Raw genomic sequence first — 17,974 nt, forward strand, 5'->3', positions numbered from 1 at the left:
TTGTGGCGGGTGTCGCCGCTCGAGAGAATACCTTATTTGGGTGCACTGAAAATTCCTCAGATGTGAATACTGTCGGTGGCCGTTCGCTCGTCTTCGCCCTCTTGATCATCTTAATGACGGTTACCAGTGGAATTGCCGTAGCGAACCCGGCGAGTGCGGCGGACGGTGATTCCGTCTATCGTGTCGCGGTCCAGCAAAACGACACCGACAGGGTGCAAAACGAGACAACCCCACATCGGAATCCCGATAACTACTCCGAAGACGGTGACCTCAACAGCGTCGAAGGGTGGCTATCAGATCGTCTATCAACGCAGCTTGGCGAGAGTGCGATCCAACTGAGCGAGGGCGAATATGAACTCGCGAGTGACTATGTCGGCGAGGAATATCGCGAACGACTGGGGCAGTACGTCGATGTCGCGGGAGAGACCGACGGCGAGAGTCAGGAAGACGAATTCGAAGAAGCCGGCGAAAAGCAGTCTCGACTATCCGATACCGTTCAGGAATATCGAGAGACGAAAGACGAGTACGAAGCAGCCCGTGAGGCGGGGGATGAGGAACGTGCACGTGAGCGCGCACGTGAACTCGAGACACTTGCCAACGAGATCGAGTCCCTCGGTAGCTCAGTTCGTGAAAGCTACGACAAGATCGAGAATCAGACGAACTCCGATCTTTCGGAGGCAGACACGGCAGTCGAGAACGTTACTCAAACGATTCAGACCGAACAGGCAGCCGTTCGCGAACAGTCGTTTGAGAAAACAGAGCTGACGCTGACGGCCGAACGAGAGACGATCTCGTTCCTTGAACCACTGGTCGCGACGGGCGAACTACAGACAGCTGGCGGGACTCCAATTGCGAACGAGGAAATCAGACTTAATGTCGGAAACCACACCGAGTTGGTCACAACGGATTCAGCGGGCGCATTCACGCTCGAGTATCGTCCGATCGACGAACAACTATCGACCGACGAACTCGCCGTCCAGTACGTGCCTAAGACGCAATCAGTGTACCTGGGCGACGAGGCTAACGTCAGTGTCTCAATTGAGCAGGCCGAACCGACTGTCTCACTGAGCGAGGTTAGTCGTGAGGTGTCGTACAACGATGAGGCAGCCGTCGCCGGAGAGTTGGCAGTCGATGGAACTCCTGTTGACGGGGTCACTCTTGCTGTGGTTCTTGAGGGAGAGCAGATCGGGACCGCCACCGTCACGGATGGCGAGTTCAGCGGGATGGGAACGGTTCCAGCGTCCGTCCCCGATGGAGAGGCTGAACTAGGCGTCCGACTGCCGTTCGATGATCAGGCTCTCGCCGCGACGACCAATACAACGACTGTGACCGTCCGCGAGACCGAAAGCAGGCTTTCGATCGAAGGGGAGTCGACTGGCAATCAAGAGATCACGGTCAACGGGACGCTCAGCACTGTTGGTAGCGACGGGGTCGCAGGCGAGATCGTACAGCTTCGAGTTGACGGAACATCTGTCGGTACCGTCACGACTGGAGAGGGCGGGTCGTTCGGTGAGACAGTTTCCGTTCCGGACTCAGTTACCGGGAGCGATGTGACGGTTGCTGCGGTCTACGAGGGAAGTGGCTCCAATCTCGCATCAGCGACCGCCGAGACTGCTATCACAATCGGCGAGGCAGGAACGCAGTTGCCGACATCAATCGTGCTCGCTGGCGGCTTCCTCGTGCTGATCATAGCCGGTCTTGGTCTCTGGTGGTACCGCCGTTCCGCGGCAGAGTCCCCATCGGGTAGCCAAGCAGGTGACCGACGGTCTACGGATGAGATAACCGCCACTGAGAAGTCATCGGACCCGTCGCCTGACACCGTTACACCGCTGCTTGAGCAGGCACACGAGCAACTTACAAACGGACGGCCTGATGACGCGGCACGAACGAGCTATGCAGCCGTTCGCCAAGCACTCGAGGCACGGATCGATAAACAGGGTGCGCTGACCCACTGGGAGTTCTATCGAACCTATCGCAGCGAAGATGCGCCAGGCGCCGAGTTGCTCCACGATATCACGCAAGGATACGAACACGCCGCGTTCGGCCGCGATAGTGTTTCGACAGACGAGGCGTCGGGTATTCTCGAGCGAGCCAGGCAGTTGTGTGGCAGCGATGGGTCGTCGAGCGATGGCGCACCTGCCGACGATTAACGAATCGGCTATAGCACCTTCCCTCCGGTCACTGACTCCTCGAGCGGCACTGTTGACGAACACACCGATCGCAGCGATCAGCATAGTATGACGAGATTTTCAAAAAAAGTTATCGATGGCGTTCGCGCAGACCTTTCGGTTTATTTTTACCCCCGTTGTCAATACTATGGATTGAATGGTCGCGTTCCGGTCGTTGTGGCTGTTGCTCCCACGACGAGTCAGACAACTGCCCGCTGATCTTGCTGCTGTGGTGGCGCTCGTTATCGCGACTAACATCGCTGCGCTGGCCCCTGTGATTCGAGAGACGCCACTTCGGGTTCCGTTCGGCCTCGCGTTCGTCCTCTTCGTCCCAGGCTATGCGTTTATTGCGGCGCTGTTTCCCGAGGCTGGCGAGTCACCTGCGTCGTCCGACGAGCCTACACCACCGGCTGACAGCCAGAAGATGGTCGACGACTCGGATTCGGATGGATTGTACGACTCGATCACCTCACGGTCCGGAATCGATGGCATCGAGCGCGTAGCACTCTCTTTCGGACTCAGTATTGCAATCGTGCCTCTGATCGGCCTCGTGTTGAATTTCACACCCTGGGGAATTCGTCTGGTGCCGATCGTGGTGTCGGTCAGCGGCTTCACACTTGTTTCGGCAGCCGTGGCAGCAGAGCGCCGACGGGCACTTCCGGTCGACGAGCGGTTCCAAGTCCCGTACCGAGAGTGGTACGCTGCTGGACGCGAGGAGTTGCTCGAGCCAGATACGCGTGCGGACGCGGCGTTGAACGTCTTGTTGGTGATCTCAGTCGTGCTTGCAGCTGGGAGCGTGAGTTTCGCGGTGATGGTTCCGCCCGATGGTGAACAATTCTCAGCGATCTATTTGCTAACCGAGGACGATGACGGCGAACGGGTCGCTGACGATTATCCGACTGAGTTCGTCCAAGGAGAGAGCAAAGAGCTGATCGTCGGGATCGACAACCACGAACACGAAACGACAGAGTACACCGTGGTGGTCCTCGAGCAGGATGTCGAGGTGGTCGAGAACGAGACGGCTACCAGTGAGGGAGATACTAATACGACGGTCAACGAGACAGTCGTTCAGGAACAGCGTGAACTCGATCGCTTTAGCACCACGATTGCACATAACGAGAGTTGGCACCACGAGTACGCGCTCGAGCCAACGATGACTGGGGAGAACCAGCGGGTAGTCTGGCTACTCTTCCCTGGTGGCAACGTGCCAGCCGACCCCTCGATGGACGATACAGAATACTCCGTCCATCTCTGGGTGAACGTCTCCGAGTCGTGAAGATATCGGCATCGCTGGCTAATTGTCTTTCTCGAATTCTTCTTCTCGAGCAGTGCTAGTGGGCCCCCAAAAAGAGATTGATCATAGAGCAAAAAGACGCTACAACGCGTCAGTACCGACGATGTCCTCGAGGCCGACATCAAATTGAAGAGAAAAACACCTCGCGATCGTCGACATGGAACACATTGGGGTGCTGGCGCCTACTTTTCGTTAATGAAGTAGTTCAAGTGGGGGTGTGCGACTAATCCGCCAACCAGCAGTAGCTGCAGCAATCGTTCCAACGACCACGGCAATCCCGAGACCGGTCCCGTAAATCCATGGTGCAGTTTGAAGAAGCCCTTCGAATCCGACAATAGCTGCTGCAAGGCGATTAAAAATACTAACAGCAGGAACCGTGAGTAGTATTCCAATTGCTCCCCCAATCAATCCAATTATGAAACCCTGTCCAATCACGGTTGAGACAAGGAGTGATCGTGAGATTCCTTGAGCTGTGAGAGCCGCAAATGTCTGGCGTTGTTGGTGAATTACAAGCGAGAGAAGCGATATCGTTAGTGCGATGCCAGAGCCGATAGCTAGCAAGACGAGTGCCCCTGCAGCTGCTAGTAGAAGCACTTGTTCTTGCAACACTGCCGAAAGCTGTTCTTGATTCGTTCGAATTTCGTATTCAGGATATGCTTCTTCCAGGTCCTTTTGAACCGTATTGACGCTTGCACCGTCCTCTATGGTGATTGTGATGAAGGTTGCTGGCTCAGTTTGAGTGGTGCCCGTGACCTGGTGCAGTTCACTGAGTGGCATCGTCACCGTTGGCGTTCCGAGCATTCGCTCGAAAGTTGGTGAAATCCCGACAATTGTGAACTGGTTTTGCCTCGCAGCGGCCAGTGACCCACCAATATTGACTGTGTCACCAGTTGAGATATTGAGCGAATCAGCTGTTTCTTTATCAATCACCACCTCTCGAGTCATCTCTCCCTCATATGTCCCATTCGCGTAATGAGTGTCTCCCTGAATCCCCTCACCCTCTGTTATTTGAACTACTGGACCACCTCCTGGTACACCTGTTGCAACGAACGTATGGAATTCATCACTGTGGTTAGTGCTGACATATACCGTATCGAATGCTAACGGAATCGCATGCTGTACGTCCTCATGTGCTTCCATTTCGGCGGATAGATTTCGAGAGTTGTATAACGTGTTTTCGAACCCACCGCCGCCTGCAGACGTTATTCGAGTTTCGCCTGACGTGACCCAGAGGTCACGTTCAGCAGCATCAAATCCTTGCTCACCGGTTTCAAGAACACCAATTCCTGCACCGGCGAGTAACGTCATTGAGAGAACAGCTAATGCGACACCGATAATCGCTAACGTAAGTTGGAGTTTGTGTTGTCGGAATTGAGCAACAGTGAGACTCCCCGCAGTACGCAGGCGAATAACTGCCCGACTCACCCAGTTGTAAAGTTGTCTAAGCACTATGGAACACCTCCTGAAACACGGCGGGCTGTCAGTAACAAGACTGGCAGTGAGAGTAGGCCTACTACCAGTGCAACACCGATTCCGTAGACAATGAAGACTGGATGAGAGGTCGCTATCGGCTCCGTCGTTATTGTTCGGATCGCAATAGTGTTTATCAGCCGGATTCCTGCTAAACCGCCAATAGTGCCTATCAACCCACCAAGTCCTGTCAGCACAACTGTCTGTGTTCCCACAAGCTGTAACTGACTTTTGATCGAGAGCCCCATTGCAGAGAGAACTGCTAATTGCTGCTGATCTGCAACGATCTCGAGTCCCGATGTTGTAACAACAAAAAGCGTTCCAATAGAGAGCGATACCACAAGTGCAGTAAGCGCGAGTGCCAATGAAAGATCTGACTCAGCTACTTGGTTTGCTGTCATTTCACCGCGTGTCTGGACAGATGACTGTGGATAAACCCCTTCGAGCTTGTTTTGCACGGATGGTGAATTCGTACTGACAACGAATTGATCTGCTTGGTCATATTCTGCAGCGCCAGTTATCTGTTGTAACTCGCTTAGCTGGACAAGTGCTGTCGGAATATCGCCTGTCGAACTTGACTGGTTGTCGATGGCCGCAACGGTGAATGTGTTGTTTCCTGCAACTGCGACTGATTCGCCTGGTGAGGTTGCAAGAATGTCTGCTGCACCGTCCGAAAGGACCACTTCTCCTGTCCACTCACCGTTGTACTCTCCATTAGCGTAGTAGGGGTCCTGAGGTGTGAGTAAGTCAGAGTCGACTCCAACAACGCGATCCAGCTCGGGTGTGTTTATAACCCCGACAACAAGAATATACTCAGCCGTGTCGCTTGATTCAATTCGGAGAACTTGAGCTAACACTGGTGTTGTTGCATCTACTCCATCGTAACCATGGATACGATCGTTCGTCTCATGGACCGAACTGAACTGTATATTATCGGTTGCAATTAACGGAGATTCTGGACTGTCTGTCTCAGGGACGATCCAGTAATCAACGTCATCATCGTAGACGGTGGTGCTCGTCGCAAGACCGACTCCAAGTCCAGTGACCATTATCAATAGTGCGATGGCGACGGCAACACCAAGGACACTAAATCGACTCCGTTGCTTCGCTGTATGGGTTGCACGTGATGCTGTACGACGAATTCCGACAGCAATCAGCCCAACCCAACGAGTGAGTAGCCGCCGAATTTTCATGGACGGATCTCTTGTGTCCGACGATTAGCGATGGCACCATCTCGAAGCTGAATTACCCGATCACAAATCTCGAGCGTCTCCTGATCGTGTGAGGCAAGAACGATAGTTCGATTCTCAGCAACCTGTTTGAACTCCTCGAGTATTGTTCGTCCAGTTTCCGTGTCTAGTTCGCCGGTTGGTTCGTCAGCGATCACGAGTGCTGGATCCGTGATCAGCGCACGGGCGATTGCAACGCGTTGTTGTTCCCCACCGCTGAGTTCACCTGGTCGGTGCGTGATCCGATCTTCGAGTCCAATTCGCTCGAGTAACTCTGTGGCCCGCTTTCGGCGCTCGCTCTTGGGAACACCAAGTTCAACGAGTGGAAGCGCAACATTTGCACGAGCAGAGAGCGAATCGAGTAGATGGAACCGCTGGAACACGATCCCAATGTTCTCGAGCCGATGCCGCGTTCGCTCACGAGCAGATAGTGTTGTAAGATCGGTCCCCTGAAACGAAACCGTGCCTGCAGTCGGCTGTTCTAATCCGGATAAGAGATGCAACAGTGTCGATTTACCACTGCCACTCGATCCTGCGAGACCAACTATTTCTCCGGAAGAGATCTCGAGAGAGACCGAGTCGACTGCATGGACTGTCGGAGGCTCCGATCGGCCTAATATGCGACCAATCAATCCCGGTTCTGAGCCTCGTTTATAGATTTTCGTCACGTTCCTTGCCGTGACAATAGGTGAAGAAGAATCAATGTCCTTGATTGAGGTAACAGCCCCGGCCATACAAATGGAAGGTTCTTATGGCTAATTAACAGTTCTGTTCTCGTGAATAAGTGGTCCCTCGCTTTCGCGGAAAGAAGAACGAGCTCTGGTAGTCAGTTTTGTCGGCGAGACAGGAGCAACGCAACTGATAAGAGTGCAACAATAGCGATGCTCATCCCAAACCCGGGGATAGGCAGTAAGCCGCGATCTTCGTCAGGCTCGTCAGGCTCATCAGGTTGATCTGGTTCTTTGGGTTCGTCAGGCTCAGGGTCAGTTTTTGTATCTTTCTTAACGGTCAGTGTTGCTGTTGCAGTATCAGTCTCACCGGCTTCATTTCTGACTGTGAGTTTGACTGGATACTCACCAGGCTTGTTGAATGTCTTGGTAACGGTCTTTCCTTCAAGCGTCTCTTTATTTATTTTCCACTCGTAATCGACGATGTCCTGATCTTCATCCGTCGACTTCGCAGCAGAGAAGGTAACTGTCTCGTTGACTGCGGCCGGGTTGGGGTCAATTGCGATTGCGGCGTTCGGCTTCTGCTGATCTGGCTCATCTTCACCGGGTGCGCCGGGGGCACCACCGCCGCCGCCACCACCGCCACCACCGCCACCGCCGCCGCCACCGCCACCGCCGCCGCCGCCACCGCCTCCACCGCCGCCTCCGTCGGTGGTATCGGCTTGAATGGTCGTCGTACCAGTATTCACTTGGAGTTGATCACTTGAGGAGCCGGTTGCAATGTGGATCCAGCGATAGTCTCCTTCCGTCCAGTTCTCATACGTTTTCACGTCAATCGACGTTTCAGGACCAGCTTTCACTGCAGTAGTAGAGGCATCGAGAGTAGTTTCTCCGGTAACCTCTGTTTCAATCTCATCGACGTCGCCTTCGTTTGCAATGAAACTGACAACATCTCCGAACTGAGTTAGGCCTGTCCTGGTCTGCTCTCCGATTTTTTGGTTGACTATCGAGACATCATCTGTGAGGTTTTGCACCCCGTTGAATTCCTTAATTCCATGCTTGATAGTCACGTTCTCAGTAGAGAGGTCTGTACTCAGCTGTTCTGAGATATTAACAGTCATCTGACTCGTAGTGAAATTCGACTCGTCATAGACGGCAACAGCGTGCGATGTTTCGCCGTCTAATTCAGTCGCATTAACATCAAAAGTCAGAGTGTCGCCTGGCTCTGGCGAGTCAGGCGAAACCGAGACCTCGGATGAGGTATCCTGCGCAGCGAGTTGTTCGACTCCAAGAATCGTTGTCTCACCGTTGATTGTGAGATCTCCGCTAGGCGTGCTGAGATTACCGCCTGTCGCAAGCACGTACACGTAGTGTCCGGGTTTGTCCGGCGTGACTGCTAGCTCTTGATCACCGCTAAGAGTGATGCTCTCCTCCGTGAATGAAGCGTTCTGGTTGAGATTCTCGATGTTTTCGTTCGAGAGTTCATTAAGCAATTCCCGTCCAGTCGTCGGTGTGGCACTCGTTTGTTCCTCGATATGCGCGGTTAGAAGCTGAGCACCGTCGGTAGGAACATTATCTGTGTCAACGTTTTCTCCAAAGGAGAGGGTCACCTCATTTCCAGTCTGGAAGACAGCAAGCGTAGCACGATCCATATCACCTGACGACACGTCCCCCCGTGGGGTTTGTGCGCTCAAGAAGAGATTGTCGACGGTCACTGCATCGTTCGCACTCGTATTTGCCCGTAGTGAGAGTGCCGACCGGTCCCAGACACTCATGTTCTCGGTGACGTCAATGTATGAGTCGTCTGTTCCGTCGCTCGCCGCTATCGATTGGTATGAGGTTGAAGCTGTCCCACTCGAGGCTCCCACGACCCCTGCAATCGGGCTGAGGAGCATCATAGCGCTGAATAATAGCGCAATGACAGGCCGACGTTTCATATCTCAATAAAATAAACTCCACAGATTTAACACTACCGAGTGAATTACCTCGGAGCTAGACCTAGTACTTTCTCGAATCGCTTATCGGCGCACACTGTCGTTGACAGTTGTCGGCATAGCCTCAACCACTTGCTATCCCAGTCAGTCACCGTGCTGACGGCGGAGCGCACCGATATTAATTCATCCCATCTCCAACGTTCTGTCCGCAACTGGTACATATATCTGCCTGCCATGGGACGGTGATTCGGATATCCCGGTCATCGTCGCAGTGTGGACAGTAGGCAGATCGAGTCGTTGTCTTCTCCCCTTGCCGCGGAATGGTAATTTGAACTCCCCGTTCAGTACCACAATATGGACAATAGACTGATGTAAACTACCTCAGCCTACTCCCTCGGCGCTACGCGCCTCGGTTCTTGAGGGTGGGCTTTGATGTGGACTCCCGGCAATCAGCCCCCAGCAATAGGCTGGTGACTCTTGCCGTTCAATGTCCCACCATTTATACGCACGTTTACTGGTGCGTCTCCATCCCCCGACTTGGGCGAGGAACGGAGTCTGTGTGTTCGCTTCCGAGCGTACCGCGTCCCGATGTTCTTCGCGGCGTTGTAGTCCGCGTTCACTTCGTACCCGCACTTCTGGCAACAGAAGTGTTCTCCATGGCGGTTGCCATCGTGCGTGAACCCGCAGTCCGTTCGAGAACAGCGTTGGGACGTGTAGTTCGGCTCGACTTGTTCCACGTAGACGCCCTTTTCAGGTGCCTTGTAGGAGACGTACTCGTACAGGCGTCGGAACGCCCATATGTGGTGCCACTTCGCCTGCGAAAGTCGCTCTCGAATGTCAGTCAAGTCCTCGAACACGATACCGTCGCAGTCGTGTTCAACGGCTTCCGTGACGAGTTCGTTGGCGACGGTGTGGATGTACTGTTTCCGCCATGCTTCTTCACGCTTCCCGAGTCGAAGCAAGGCGTTGTGTGCGGCCTGCGTGCCGCGGTGTTGCAGCTCACCACGTTGCTTCTCGAACTCGCGGCACCAGTGGTCGTAGTCGTCTCCCTGCCAGAAGCGCCCGGTGGAGGCGACGGCGAGACTGTTAACGCCGAGGTCGATACCAAGGACTGTTTGATGCTCGGTATCTCCCGAAACCTCAGACAACTCGCCGTCTCCATCGGAGTCGTACTTCCGAGTGGTGATGTGGAAGTAGAACTCGTCGTCTATTGCGTCGTACTGGAGCGTACTCGCTCGGAACTCAAACTCCTCGGACAGCACGTACCGCTCATATGGCGTGGGGCTGTCCGAGGGAAGTTCAAAGTCGCACTCGACACGCCCGTTGACAGTCGAGAGTGAGACTTTGTTCCGGTAGAATGTGGCGCTCCGTTTGTCGTAGAGCATACTCCACGACGTGAGTTCCGGCTGGCTCACTCGTTTTCCTTGTTTCCACCGTTCGACGCATCCCTTGACGGCTTGGACAGCGCGTCGGATGGCTTCTTGGACGAGGTTCGCGGTGAGCTCGGTTTCGTCGCGGAGTTCGTCGTAAAGAGCGTCTCGTGCGGTCGTGTTGGCTGTGATGCACTCGGTGTAGGAGTCGTCGGACCAACAGAACTCGGCGGCACGGTTGGCGCAGTGAAGGAACTGCCGGGCGGATTCGTGGAGGTCGTCGCGTCGCTCGTCGGGAACGACGAGTTTGACGGGCGCGGTACGCCGGACCTCCATATTTCAGATGGAGTGCTGACGGTTCTTAACCGTTCGGGAGTCAGGCGGTCGCAGTATGCAGGTTGTGTCGTACCATGTCGGTTTCCTTTTCGGCCTACTCGCTCACTCTGTTCACTCCTTGAGGCCGGAGGCTCCACCTCGGAAATGCTGATCGTCGTATTCTCGTGCATAAGTCCCCCCACCTCCGGATCTAGTTATACTATTCTAACGTATAATGAATAATATCTTAATATTTAAGCATAGTTTATATATTATAATATATAAAATTAAGCAATAAATAATTGAAGTTTTGGTGTGAATATTGAAGGCCGTAAGGACCAATAGAACTACCACTTGATTAATATGAATCCTGTAGTTGACCTCCTCCCGCTCCAGCGATCTCCCTGAAATCTGAATCGGCAACTACTGTGAAGACACGGGTATGCGCTCGCATTATGTATCAAAACTGTAAACAGAGATCTGCCTCGAGTTCGGACAGCGATTGTTCTATTGATTTTGCACCTCAGAGCTACCGTGTCTGGCGATATCCAACTATGAGTAGTGCAAAGACAGTTACCACGGGGAAAAAGCCCGGGGTGCCAACCGAGTCGGTCTCTGTATTAGTCGACTCATCAGACGTCTCAGACTCGTTGTTTGGATTGAGAACCTGATCCTGACCAGGAGTCTCTTGGGTGCTCTCGTTGTCAGAATTAGTCTCATTCACACTCTCGGTGTCAGAGCCTGAGACGGACGTCTCATTCGTATCCGTCTCACTCTCGTTAGAACTGTCTTCGGTTACCGAATCGTCATCCACAGATTCATTTGACTGATCGGTACTGCTGTTAGAACTGTTAGTATCGTCTTCGGATACACTGTCGTCCGGGGAAGCAACTCCTCCGCTACCGCCACCGCCACCGCCACCACCGCTACTCCCTCCGCCGCTGCCGGTTCCATCATCTTCTTCGGTGTCGTCGGCTGTTACCGTGAGCGTCTCTCCGTTATCGATCGCGACAATGGTCGGGTATCCCTGTGCTTCCTCGTCACCCTGTACAGCACCGTAAACATGATACTCGCCTTCACCGAAGTCACTGAGATTGGTAGTCGTACTATATGTTCCGTCACCTTCGGCGCCTAACGTGATGTTTTTTCCATCGTCGTTAGCTTCGTTCCAGATCGCGACATCAACAGTGTCTACATTCGTTGCTGCATCCGTCGACTCGATCGATGCAGTAATGTTGATTTCCTCATTGACTGTTGCGGATGTCGGATGATCGACCGAGAGATCGAACTCTTCGACGACCACGGGATACACTGCTTGTCGACCCTGTCCTCGAGGTTCCAAGGATAGCATGTACGTCCCAGGCTCGAGCGTGCTTGTATCGAGGGCGTCATCTTCGGTACCCATCGCAACACGGGTTTTGTCCGCGGTCCATACGTTACTGAACTCAGCTTTTTCGTCTGTATTGTAGAGGTAGATACTATACTGTTCTTGAGAGGTAACTTCGATTTCGATCGGTTCGCCCGGTTTGATGACACCGACACCGTCAACCGGATACTCTGTTCCTTCGATCTCGATGGTCTCTTTGGGGGTCGAAATCGAATTGACGACCTCGAGATCATAGTCTGACTCCGATGCCACTGGGGCGGCAAGCGAGACGGAGGCAAGGATGATTAGACAAACGCTGACGACTTGAAGGGCACTTGTCCGCATAGATGAACATTTTGAAACTATGAATAAAATCCTTCCGCTGTTGTGAGAGGTTCGTAGGTCGAGGTCACCATCGACTAATACGTGTCTTGAGAAACGCCGGCCAGAGGCCAGCGTTGGAGCCCCCATCCGAGAGGTGGTGTGCCAATCGGGTGGGACTGAGATCAGTTGAGGGTGGGTTCACAGTGAACTGATCTCAGGTGTGACGGCGAGGTTCCGTATCTCCCGGAGTGAGACGGATGCTGTCGGGCGAAGACAGAATCATCTCCCCGCCGCCTTCGAATTCAAATTGCGGTGGAATAAACCTGTCGGTAAAATTCTATTATAATTAATGATAACTGGGAGCAATAGCTGTAGGTGCCAGCGTACGTAATACCCGTTGTGCTGTGGCTGCGCGGTACTCACAGTGGACGGCTTCACCGAGGCCACGCCGTGTGTCGTGTTGTTTCATATAATCCGATGATAGAGGTCTCGACCCCATGGAGTGAGTAGGGCGAGGTAGTTTATTCTTCGGAGGCAGTTTCTTTAATTTCTGTGATGCGATTCTGAATGCGCCACAACTCTTCCACCAGTTCGTCAAGTGATTGCTCTGTCTCCTCATCACAGAGTTCTGTACTAACGTTCCAGACAACATCTTCGGCATCAGCGAGTTGATCCTCAGCAGATTCCAGCGCTCGAATTAATTCATTGGTATTACTTTCACTCATTATCACTAACGTCCTCCCATAGAGACTGTTCCATTCATGTCAATATATTTGTGCTGGTTATTCCGGTCAGCGTCACGTGTATATCGAACAGAGATGAACAACAAGCTGGCCGAGTTCGAAAGCGGGTATACCATCGAACTTGAGTGTCGGTGGGGATCAACTACCGAAACTACAATACTTTGACCTCCTCTAGTGCCTGAAGATGCGAGTCTGCGCTATCAATTTTAGTTGACTTGTCTCTATGGGAGAAGATGCACATAGTCGTCGAGGGCGAGGGCGAATTCTCGAGTTGTCGGTAACTCGAGCCAAAAGTAGGTGAATTCGACGCCCTGTTCATCCCCATCACCAGTCACCACGTGCGTCCACGTGTCGCGGTCGGTGTCGACCTCTGCATGGAAGAAATGCCGGTGGTATCGTTTGGGGGGTGCACGCCGGCGTGTCCAGACATCGCTCGTCAGGTGTTCGACGTTCTGAAGTGTTGTGAGGCCGCTTTCTTCCCAGACTTCGCGCTCGAGTGCATCCCGTGGCGATTCGCTAGGCTCGATCGTTCCTTTCGGGATCTGGAGTCCATCATGACCGGGTCCCTCGAACACGAGCAACTCGCAGCCATTCCGGGTGAGATACGCACAGACCTTGGGGACACAGGGCACTACCGAGTTGTACATATAGTAGGATATTTTATATTACAACATAAAAATATGTGGTTGTGGTACGCGTGTGGGCGTAGTGATGGTGAGTTCAACAGTGGTCACTGACGTCGCTGGCGGAACCTGCTTCTTACCTACTCCAGCCGTGTATTCCTATGTCTGCCAGCTCGCAAACTCCGTATAACAGACTGTTCTGTGACGGCAATTTAATTTAATGATGAACATGGTTTACTGGTGATAACTGTGTACAGTCTCGTATGGACGAACTGCTCGCAAGCGATCTTCGACAGAAATCCGTCGTAGGCATCGACAGCAGCGAGGTCGGGATAGTACACAATATCATAATGCACGTCAAATCACGTACGCTTGACCATCTCGCCGTCGACCCCCACGGGCGATTCTCGAGTCAGTCAGCGGACTTTGAAACGACCGACGACGGCCGACTCCTCGTTCCCATCAGTTGTATCCAGGACATCAGGGACCACATCCTTATCCGCGCGTAACGAGGTGCTCGAGGGCGATCTGCGGCTGATAGCGCAGCGCGACCGTCTCGAGTCCCGGCCGTGACGAGACGGCCCTCACTCGTGTGGTGCCAGGTCCGAATCCCGCCGGCGGGCAACGAGCCAGACGCAGAACGCACTCACCCCGGCGACGACCGCCGGCCAGCGGTCGCTGCTCAGATAGAGGTCCCCCGCTGGCGGGCGATAGTCGAGCAGCGGCCAGAAGACTGCGTAGGCCTCGCCCGACGCCGTCACCAACAGGAGATCGAGGGCGTGGTGGGAGCCGGCGCCGACCGCGAGCAGGGCGACCGCACGGGGACGCTGGGCCGGCGCCACGAAGAGCCCACCGAGGCCGATGATGAGCGTGGAGCCGACGAGGGTATGGATCGGACTCCAGGTGAACGGGACGCCGAGGACCCAAGCGACAAACTCGTCCGGCACCTGCAGCTGGATCTTCATGAGGTCTGGCACGAGCGCGCCGGCCATGACGAGCGTGACGTGAGCCGGGCGCAGCCACGCGTAGCGAAACGAGAGCAGCATGCCGAGGGTGTAGCTGACGAGCACGTGGGTCAAGACGTCAGGCACGCGGCTCACCTCCGCCCCTGGTGCGCTTGCGCTGGTCGCGGTGAGTGCCGGTCCGTGGGTCGTCGGTCGTGGCCGAGTGGTCGGCCCGGCCCTCGCGCGCTCGTGCGCCGCGCCTCTCGGGGCCGTCGTCGGGGTGGCCGCCACGCGATCGCTCGCGCGGTACGAACGCGAGCGCGGTCCGGTCGACGCGCCAGTGGCGGACGAACCGGCCGACGACCAAGAGCCCGCCCAGCGCCGAGACGACGAGCATGTAACGCGTCTCGGCCGGGTCGCGCGTCAGCGCGCGCTCGACGGCGAGGGTCGACTCGGCCGTGAGGGTGCCGAACGCTGTCACCCGGTCCCCTCGCTCGAGCGGCGCGCCACCGGTTTTGAGTCGGGCGTCGGCGTCCTCGAGCGTGAACCGCCCGTAGCCGCTGGCCCGCGTCGCGATCACGACGGGGTCGGTGGCAACGACGGTGCCGCCGAGAACGACCTGGTCGCCCACGTACGCTGCTGGTTCCGACCTCACGTCGGCCTGGTCGGGATACTCGGTCTCCGTCAGGTCGCCGATCGTCGCACCCGCCCAGACCAAACACGCGATCAGGAGTCCGACGAGCACGACGCCGGCGAGCACGCGACTGCGATGCCCGTACGGCTCCGACATAGTCCTTCTCGCGAAGATTAGTCAGCTGTGGCAAATGTCTTCTGTTCCTGACGGGCCCGCTGGTGCTAGGAGACGCCACCACGTCCCGCTGTGCCATCGGTGAGCCGATGCCTGGGCCAGTCCAATCCCAGTGCGATGCTAATCCGTTCACGGTCCGTCTTCGTCGTGACGAGGAAACGACGTTCTACCTCGAGCAGACGAGTCGGGACGGCCAGCCGATACCGTCAATGACTGACAATTGCGACACGGGTGACCAAGACCCCGAGAAGATCCTCGATATCCTCCGGTTTAAGCCGGACAAAGTTGTCACCGAGCGCATCGAGTTTCCGTCAGCGCTGTGGACACGGCTCGTGATGGACAAATCAGACGATGTACCAGCGGGTCGGCACACAAGAGGAGGTCACCGTTCTTCGTCTGCGAACAGCTCTTCCTCAAACTCCGAGAGCGGACTTGGATCGAGGTCCGGGAGCGTCCAGTCTGCCGGAAGATCATCGGTCACCCCTGTCACATGAGCAAGTTGGCGAATCCATTGTTTCACGTCCAGATCAACGTGAATGAGTAGTCAATCTCCTCTTCCCACTCCCAGTACATCGGAACACGGGGGTTCAGGAAGTCCCGCTCTAGGTCTGCAACCGCTCCGAAGTAGTACCGCGTTGCATCAGCCTCGAACGTCATTCGTTCGATGGCTCCGGTAAGAGTCTCAGACGTTACTAATTCTTCTGCTCTGTAGGAGGCCTATATAGCAATCTACTGACAACATAGTAACCATCATATACATCGGACAGACGACTAGTTTCTAACAGATGTCCAAACAGCATCCAACAGATCGGATGTCGTGTCCCAATTGCGAGCGCCACGGCTCAATCCACACCGACAAACCGTGGTTGCCGGCCGTCTGTCTGGCCTGTGGTACCCTCTGCTGACACCAGATAGGGGCGTGCCATCCCACCACTGCTCCGTCACGTGGGGGGTCGGCCCAGATCTCCTCCCGTTAGAGAACGCGCTGCTCAATGGCCTCTAGTTCGGCGGCCAGCGTAACTATGGTATGGGCTAACGTGGCTATAGGATACGCAACTCGTCGATCTTGAGGCGCTCGACTACTCCTGACTCCGAGACAGAGAGGCGTATCTGCTTAAGACTCAGCCAATCGTGCTTGTAGTCACGTCTCAATTCCACTACTTCCTAGATGCGGTATCCTCAGTCACCTAAGTGACTCACCGGCAGCAGCCCATTCTCGCTAGTTGTCCACTCTGGCTAAGCGGCCAGCTGGCTAACACGTAGTGATGAAGGAAGCGGGTGAATCAGAAATCTGATTCATCCGCTGTCCGGATCCGCACCTGATGAACCTTCCAAAACTCAAGCAGGTGCTTACTGATCCAGACGAGTTCATTTCGAACCGGCAACTCAAGGCTCTTTCTCTGGAGCTCCTCCTGTTGATTCCGATGCCGGGAATCGAGGGCTCGCCCCTCGATCCCGGCGATATCATGGAAGTCGTTCTTCGAGCCGCCGCTGGGACAACCTCTGTCAACGGCGTCACGACCAATACAGAGGAAACGCCCAATAGAGAACCCGTCATGGATTGGCTCCACACGCTCCAAAAAGACCCGATGCTAGACGCCGTCAACGATATTCTCGCTACGCTGGCGATGACGGTTCTCGACCGCCACAGGTCGAGAACCGTCTGTATCGACTTCATGGACAACCCCTTCCACGGAAATCCCAGCAGTGACGGCGAGATCAGACGGATGTCTGCTCGGGACGGGACTACCCAGTGTCATCGCTACTGCACAGCGTTCGTGATTGCGCAGGGAAAGCCGCTGACACTCGCGGTTGAACCGGTTGCTGGCGAAGATAGCAAGGCCGACGCGGTCGAGCGCCTGCTCGCCCGCGTCGAGACGTATCCATTCGAGATCGACCGAATTCTCATGGATCGAGACGCCTACGTCGGGAAGCTGATTGGCGTCCTTCGAGAAAGTGCACCGCCAGTCTTCCCGGTCAAGACCGGGAAGGCGTCGATCCGAAAGAAGCTCTCCGTAACGGCGTCATACATGACCGAAGAGACGATTTGTGAGGGGAAAGAGCACGAACAGACGTTTCCGATGGCAGTGAACGTTACCTACCAGAACGGTGACCGTGGAAAGTCTGGCGTGAAGGCGACCGGATACGCGGCGTACGGTCTGGAAGACCGGACGCCGACGCAGGTTGCGACGATCTACAACAAGCGGTCACAGATCGAAAAGAGCTACGAGAAGTTCCGTGAAGCGCGTGCAGTGACGACAACACCGTCAACGACGATTCGCCTCTTCTACGTGGGTGTCGGGTTCTTGTTAGAGCAGTTGTGGCTGGTATTACAGTGGGCCGTGCTCGCCCGGCCACGCCGTGGCGGGCGAGCACTTCCCGTTGAGTTCACGTTCGGAGATGCGTTTCTCCACGGAGTCGTCCGGGAGTTAGACCGCGATCTGGGATGGAAAGAGAAGCATCGGACGAACGGTACCGGATTGCCACCTGGATGTGATCACGGACTCGGCTAAGCCGCCTCGCTTCTGACGAAGCGAGGTCGGCTACTAGCGTCAGCTATCTTTCTCGTCGTCAGAATCTCTGCCAAAGTGAGCGTAGTGAGACAGATTCTCAACTGTGTGCTGTCTCCTCGTCAGGTTACACACTGATTCTGCCTCACGTCTCGTCTATTTCCTCGGATCTGTCCGTGGCGTGATTGACGCAGTGGACAACTAGCGA

Annotated in this window: 16 protein-coding genes; 4 read left to right on the forward strand and 12 right to left on the reverse strand. The window is 55.0% G+C overall.

Going from position 1 to position 17,974, the window contains the following annotated elements; translation table 11 throughout:
• Window positions 1-62 precede the first annotated feature (62 nt).
• Both BSG09_RS17140 and BSG09_RS17145 read left to right on the forward strand, forming a co-directional pair.
• Window positions 63-2,150: a hypothetical protein gene (locus BSG09_RS17140; protein WP_254799198.1), complete on the forward strand. Its 2,088-nt coding sequence runs from the start codon at window positions 63-65 to the stop codon at window positions 2,148-2,150.
• Between the two features lie 175 nt (window positions 2,151-2,325).
• Complete coding sequence (locus BSG09_RS17145; protein ID WP_092935280.1) at window positions 2,326-3,444, forward strand: DUF1616 domain-containing protein; 1,119 nt, start codon at window positions 2,326-2,328, stop codon at window positions 3,442-3,444.
• 210 nt (window positions 3,445-3,654) lie between these two features.
• Here the strand turns inward: BSG09_RS17145 and BSG09_RS17150 are convergent, their stop codons facing one another.
• From BSG09_RS17150 to BSG09_RS17185, 8 genes are all read right to left on the reverse strand, one after another.
• Entirely contained in the window at window positions 3,655-4,887 is a 1,233-nt protein-coding gene (locus tag BSG09_RS17150; protein ID WP_092935304.1) for an ABC transporter permease, read from the reverse strand.
• A 23-nt stretch (window positions 4,888-4,910) separates the two neighbouring features.
• Window positions 4,911-6,125 (reverse strand): ABC transporter permease, encoded by a 1,215-nt coding sequence (locus tag BSG09_RS17155; RefSeq protein ID WP_092935282.1) that lies wholly within the window; start codon window positions 6,123-6,125, stop codon window positions 4,911-4,913.
• Window positions 6,122-6,895, reverse strand: a complete 774-nt coding sequence (locus BSG09_RS17160) for an ABC transporter ATP-binding protein (protein WP_092935284.1) — start codon at window positions 6,893-6,895, stop codon at window positions 6,122-6,124. Before BSG09_RS17160 ends, BSG09_RS17155 begins: the two co-directional genes overlap by 4 nt.
• 92 nt (window positions 6,896-6,987) lie before the next feature.
• On the reverse strand, window positions 6,988-8,481 hold the full coding sequence (locus BSG09_RS17165) for a PKD domain-containing protein (RefSeq protein WP_254799199.1): 1,494 nt from the start codon (window positions 8,479-8,481) through the stop codon (window positions 6,988-6,990).
• 731 nt (window positions 8,482-9,212) lie between these two features.
• On the reverse strand, window positions 9,213-10,469 hold the full coding sequence (locus BSG09_RS17170) for an RNA-guided endonuclease InsQ/TnpB family protein (protein ID WP_092935288.1): 1,257 nt from the start codon (window positions 10,467-10,469) through the stop codon (window positions 9,213-9,215).
• A gap of 508 nt (window positions 10,470-10,977) precedes the next feature.
• Entirely contained in the window at window positions 10,978-12,159 is a 1,182-nt protein-coding gene (locus BSG09_RS17175; protein WP_092935290.1) for a hypothetical protein, read from the reverse strand.
• Between the two features lie 500 nt (window positions 12,160-12,659).
• A complete protein-coding gene (locus BSG09_RS17180) occupies window positions 12,660-12,863 on the reverse strand; it encodes a hypothetical protein (protein WP_092935292.1) in 204 nt (67 codons plus the stop codon).
• Window positions 12,864-13,102: 239 nt separating this feature from the next.
• A complete protein-coding gene (locus BSG09_RS17185; protein WP_092935294.1) occupies window positions 13,103-13,528 on the reverse strand; it encodes an NUDIX hydrolase in 426 nt (141 codons plus the stop codon).
• Between the two features lie 239 nt (window positions 13,529-13,767).
• Here BSG09_RS17185 and BSG09_RS17190 point away from each other — a divergent pair, with 239 nt between their 5' ends.
• Window positions 13,768-14,013: a PRC-barrel domain-containing protein gene (locus BSG09_RS17190; protein WP_092935296.1), complete on the forward strand. Its 246-nt coding sequence runs from the start codon at window positions 13,768-13,770 to the stop codon at window positions 14,011-14,013.
• A gap of 75 nt (window positions 14,014-14,088) precedes the next feature.
• Here the strand turns inward: BSG09_RS17190 and BSG09_RS17195 are convergent, their stop codons facing one another.
• From BSG09_RS17195 to BSG09_RS20975, 4 genes are all read right to left on the reverse strand, one after another.
• Window positions 14,089-14,595, reverse strand: a complete 507-nt coding sequence (locus tag BSG09_RS17195; RefSeq protein ID WP_092935298.1) for a metal-dependent hydrolase — start codon at window positions 14,593-14,595, stop codon at window positions 14,089-14,091.
• Window positions 14,588-15,238, reverse strand: coding sequence for a hypothetical protein (locus BSG09_RS17200; RefSeq protein WP_092935300.1), 651 nt, complete (start codon window positions 15,236-15,238; stop codon window positions 14,588-14,590). The genes BSG09_RS17195 and BSG09_RS17200 overlap by 8 nt, the downstream gene beginning before the upstream one ends.
• A 400-nt stretch (window positions 15,239-15,638) precedes the next feature.
• Window positions 15,639-15,776, reverse strand: coding sequence for a hypothetical protein (locus tag BSG09_RS20970; RefSeq protein ID WP_175542246.1), 138 nt, complete (start codon window positions 15,774-15,776; stop codon window positions 15,639-15,641).
• Window positions 15,773-15,913 carry a hypothetical protein gene (locus tag BSG09_RS20975; protein WP_175542247.1) on the reverse strand — a complete coding sequence of 47 codons (141 nt, stop codon included), beginning with the start codon at window positions 15,911-15,913 and terminating at the stop codon, window positions 15,773-15,775. The genes BSG09_RS20970 and BSG09_RS20975 overlap by 4 nt, the downstream gene beginning before the upstream one ends.
• A gap of 665 nt (window positions 15,914-16,578) precedes the next feature.
• Between BSG09_RS20975 and BSG09_RS17205 the strand changes: the two genes are divergently transcribed.
• Window positions 16,579-17,769, forward strand: coding sequence for an ISH3 family transposase (locus BSG09_RS17205; protein WP_092934782.1), 1,191 nt, complete (start codon window positions 16,579-16,581; stop codon window positions 17,767-17,769).
• Window positions 17,770-17,974: the final 205 nt, after the last annotated feature.

This window comes from Natrinema hispanicum, assembly GCF_900111485.1.
In the GTDB taxonomy this organism is placed as follows: domain Archaea; phylum Halobacteriota; class Halobacteria; order Halobacteriales; family Natrialbaceae; genus Natrinema; species Natrinema hispanicum_A.

Excerpts from the sequence above, each read along its gene's own strand:
- BSG09_RS17145 (WP_092935280.1), top strand. The coding sequence starts at position 2,326 with ATGGTCGCGTTCCGGTCGTTGTGGCTGTTGCTCCCACGACGAGTCAGA.
- BSG09_RS17155 (WP_092935282.1), bottom strand. The coding sequence starts at position 6,125 with ATGAAAATTCGGCGGCTACTCACTCGTTGGGTTGGGCTGATTGCTGTC.
- BSG09_RS17160 (WP_092935284.1), bottom strand. The coding sequence starts at position 6,895 with ATGGCCGGGGCTGTTACCTCAATCAAGGACATTGATTCTTCTTCACCT.
- BSG09_RS17165 (WP_254799199.1), bottom strand. The coding sequence starts at position 8,481 with ATGGATCGTGCTACGCTTGCTGTCTTCCAGACTGGAAATGAGGTGACC.
- BSG09_RS17170 (WP_092935288.1), bottom strand. The coding sequence starts at position 10,469 with ATGGAGGTCCGGCGTACCGCGCCCGTCAAACTCGTCGTTCCCGACGAG.
- BSG09_RS17175 (WP_092935290.1), bottom strand. The coding sequence starts at position 12,159 with ATGCGGACAAGTGCCCTTCAAGTCGTCAGCGTTTGTCTAATCATCCTT.
- BSG09_RS17180 (WP_092935292.1), bottom strand. The coding sequence starts at position 12,863 with ATGAGTGAAAGTAATACCAATGAATTAATTCGAGCGCTGGAATCTGCT.
- BSG09_RS17185 (WP_092935294.1), bottom strand. The coding sequence starts at position 13,528 with ATGTACAACTCGGTAGTGCCCTGTGTCCCCAAGGTCTGTGCGTATCTC.
- BSG09_RS17190 (WP_092935296.1), top strand. The coding sequence starts at position 13,768 with ATGGACGAACTGCTCGCAAGCGATCTTCGACAGAAATCCGTCGTAGGC.
- BSG09_RS17200 (WP_092935300.1), bottom strand. The coding sequence starts at position 15,238 with ATGTCGGAGCCGTACGGGCATCGCAGTCGCGTGCTCGCCGGCGTCGTG.
- BSG09_RS20975 (WP_175542247.1), bottom strand. The coding sequence starts at position 15,913 with ATGACGTTCGAGGCTGATGCAACGCGGTACTACTTCGGAGCGGTTGCA.
- BSG09_RS17205 (WP_092934782.1), top strand. The coding sequence starts at position 16,579 with ATGAACCTTCCAAAACTCAAGCAGGTGCTTACTGATCCAGACGAGTTC.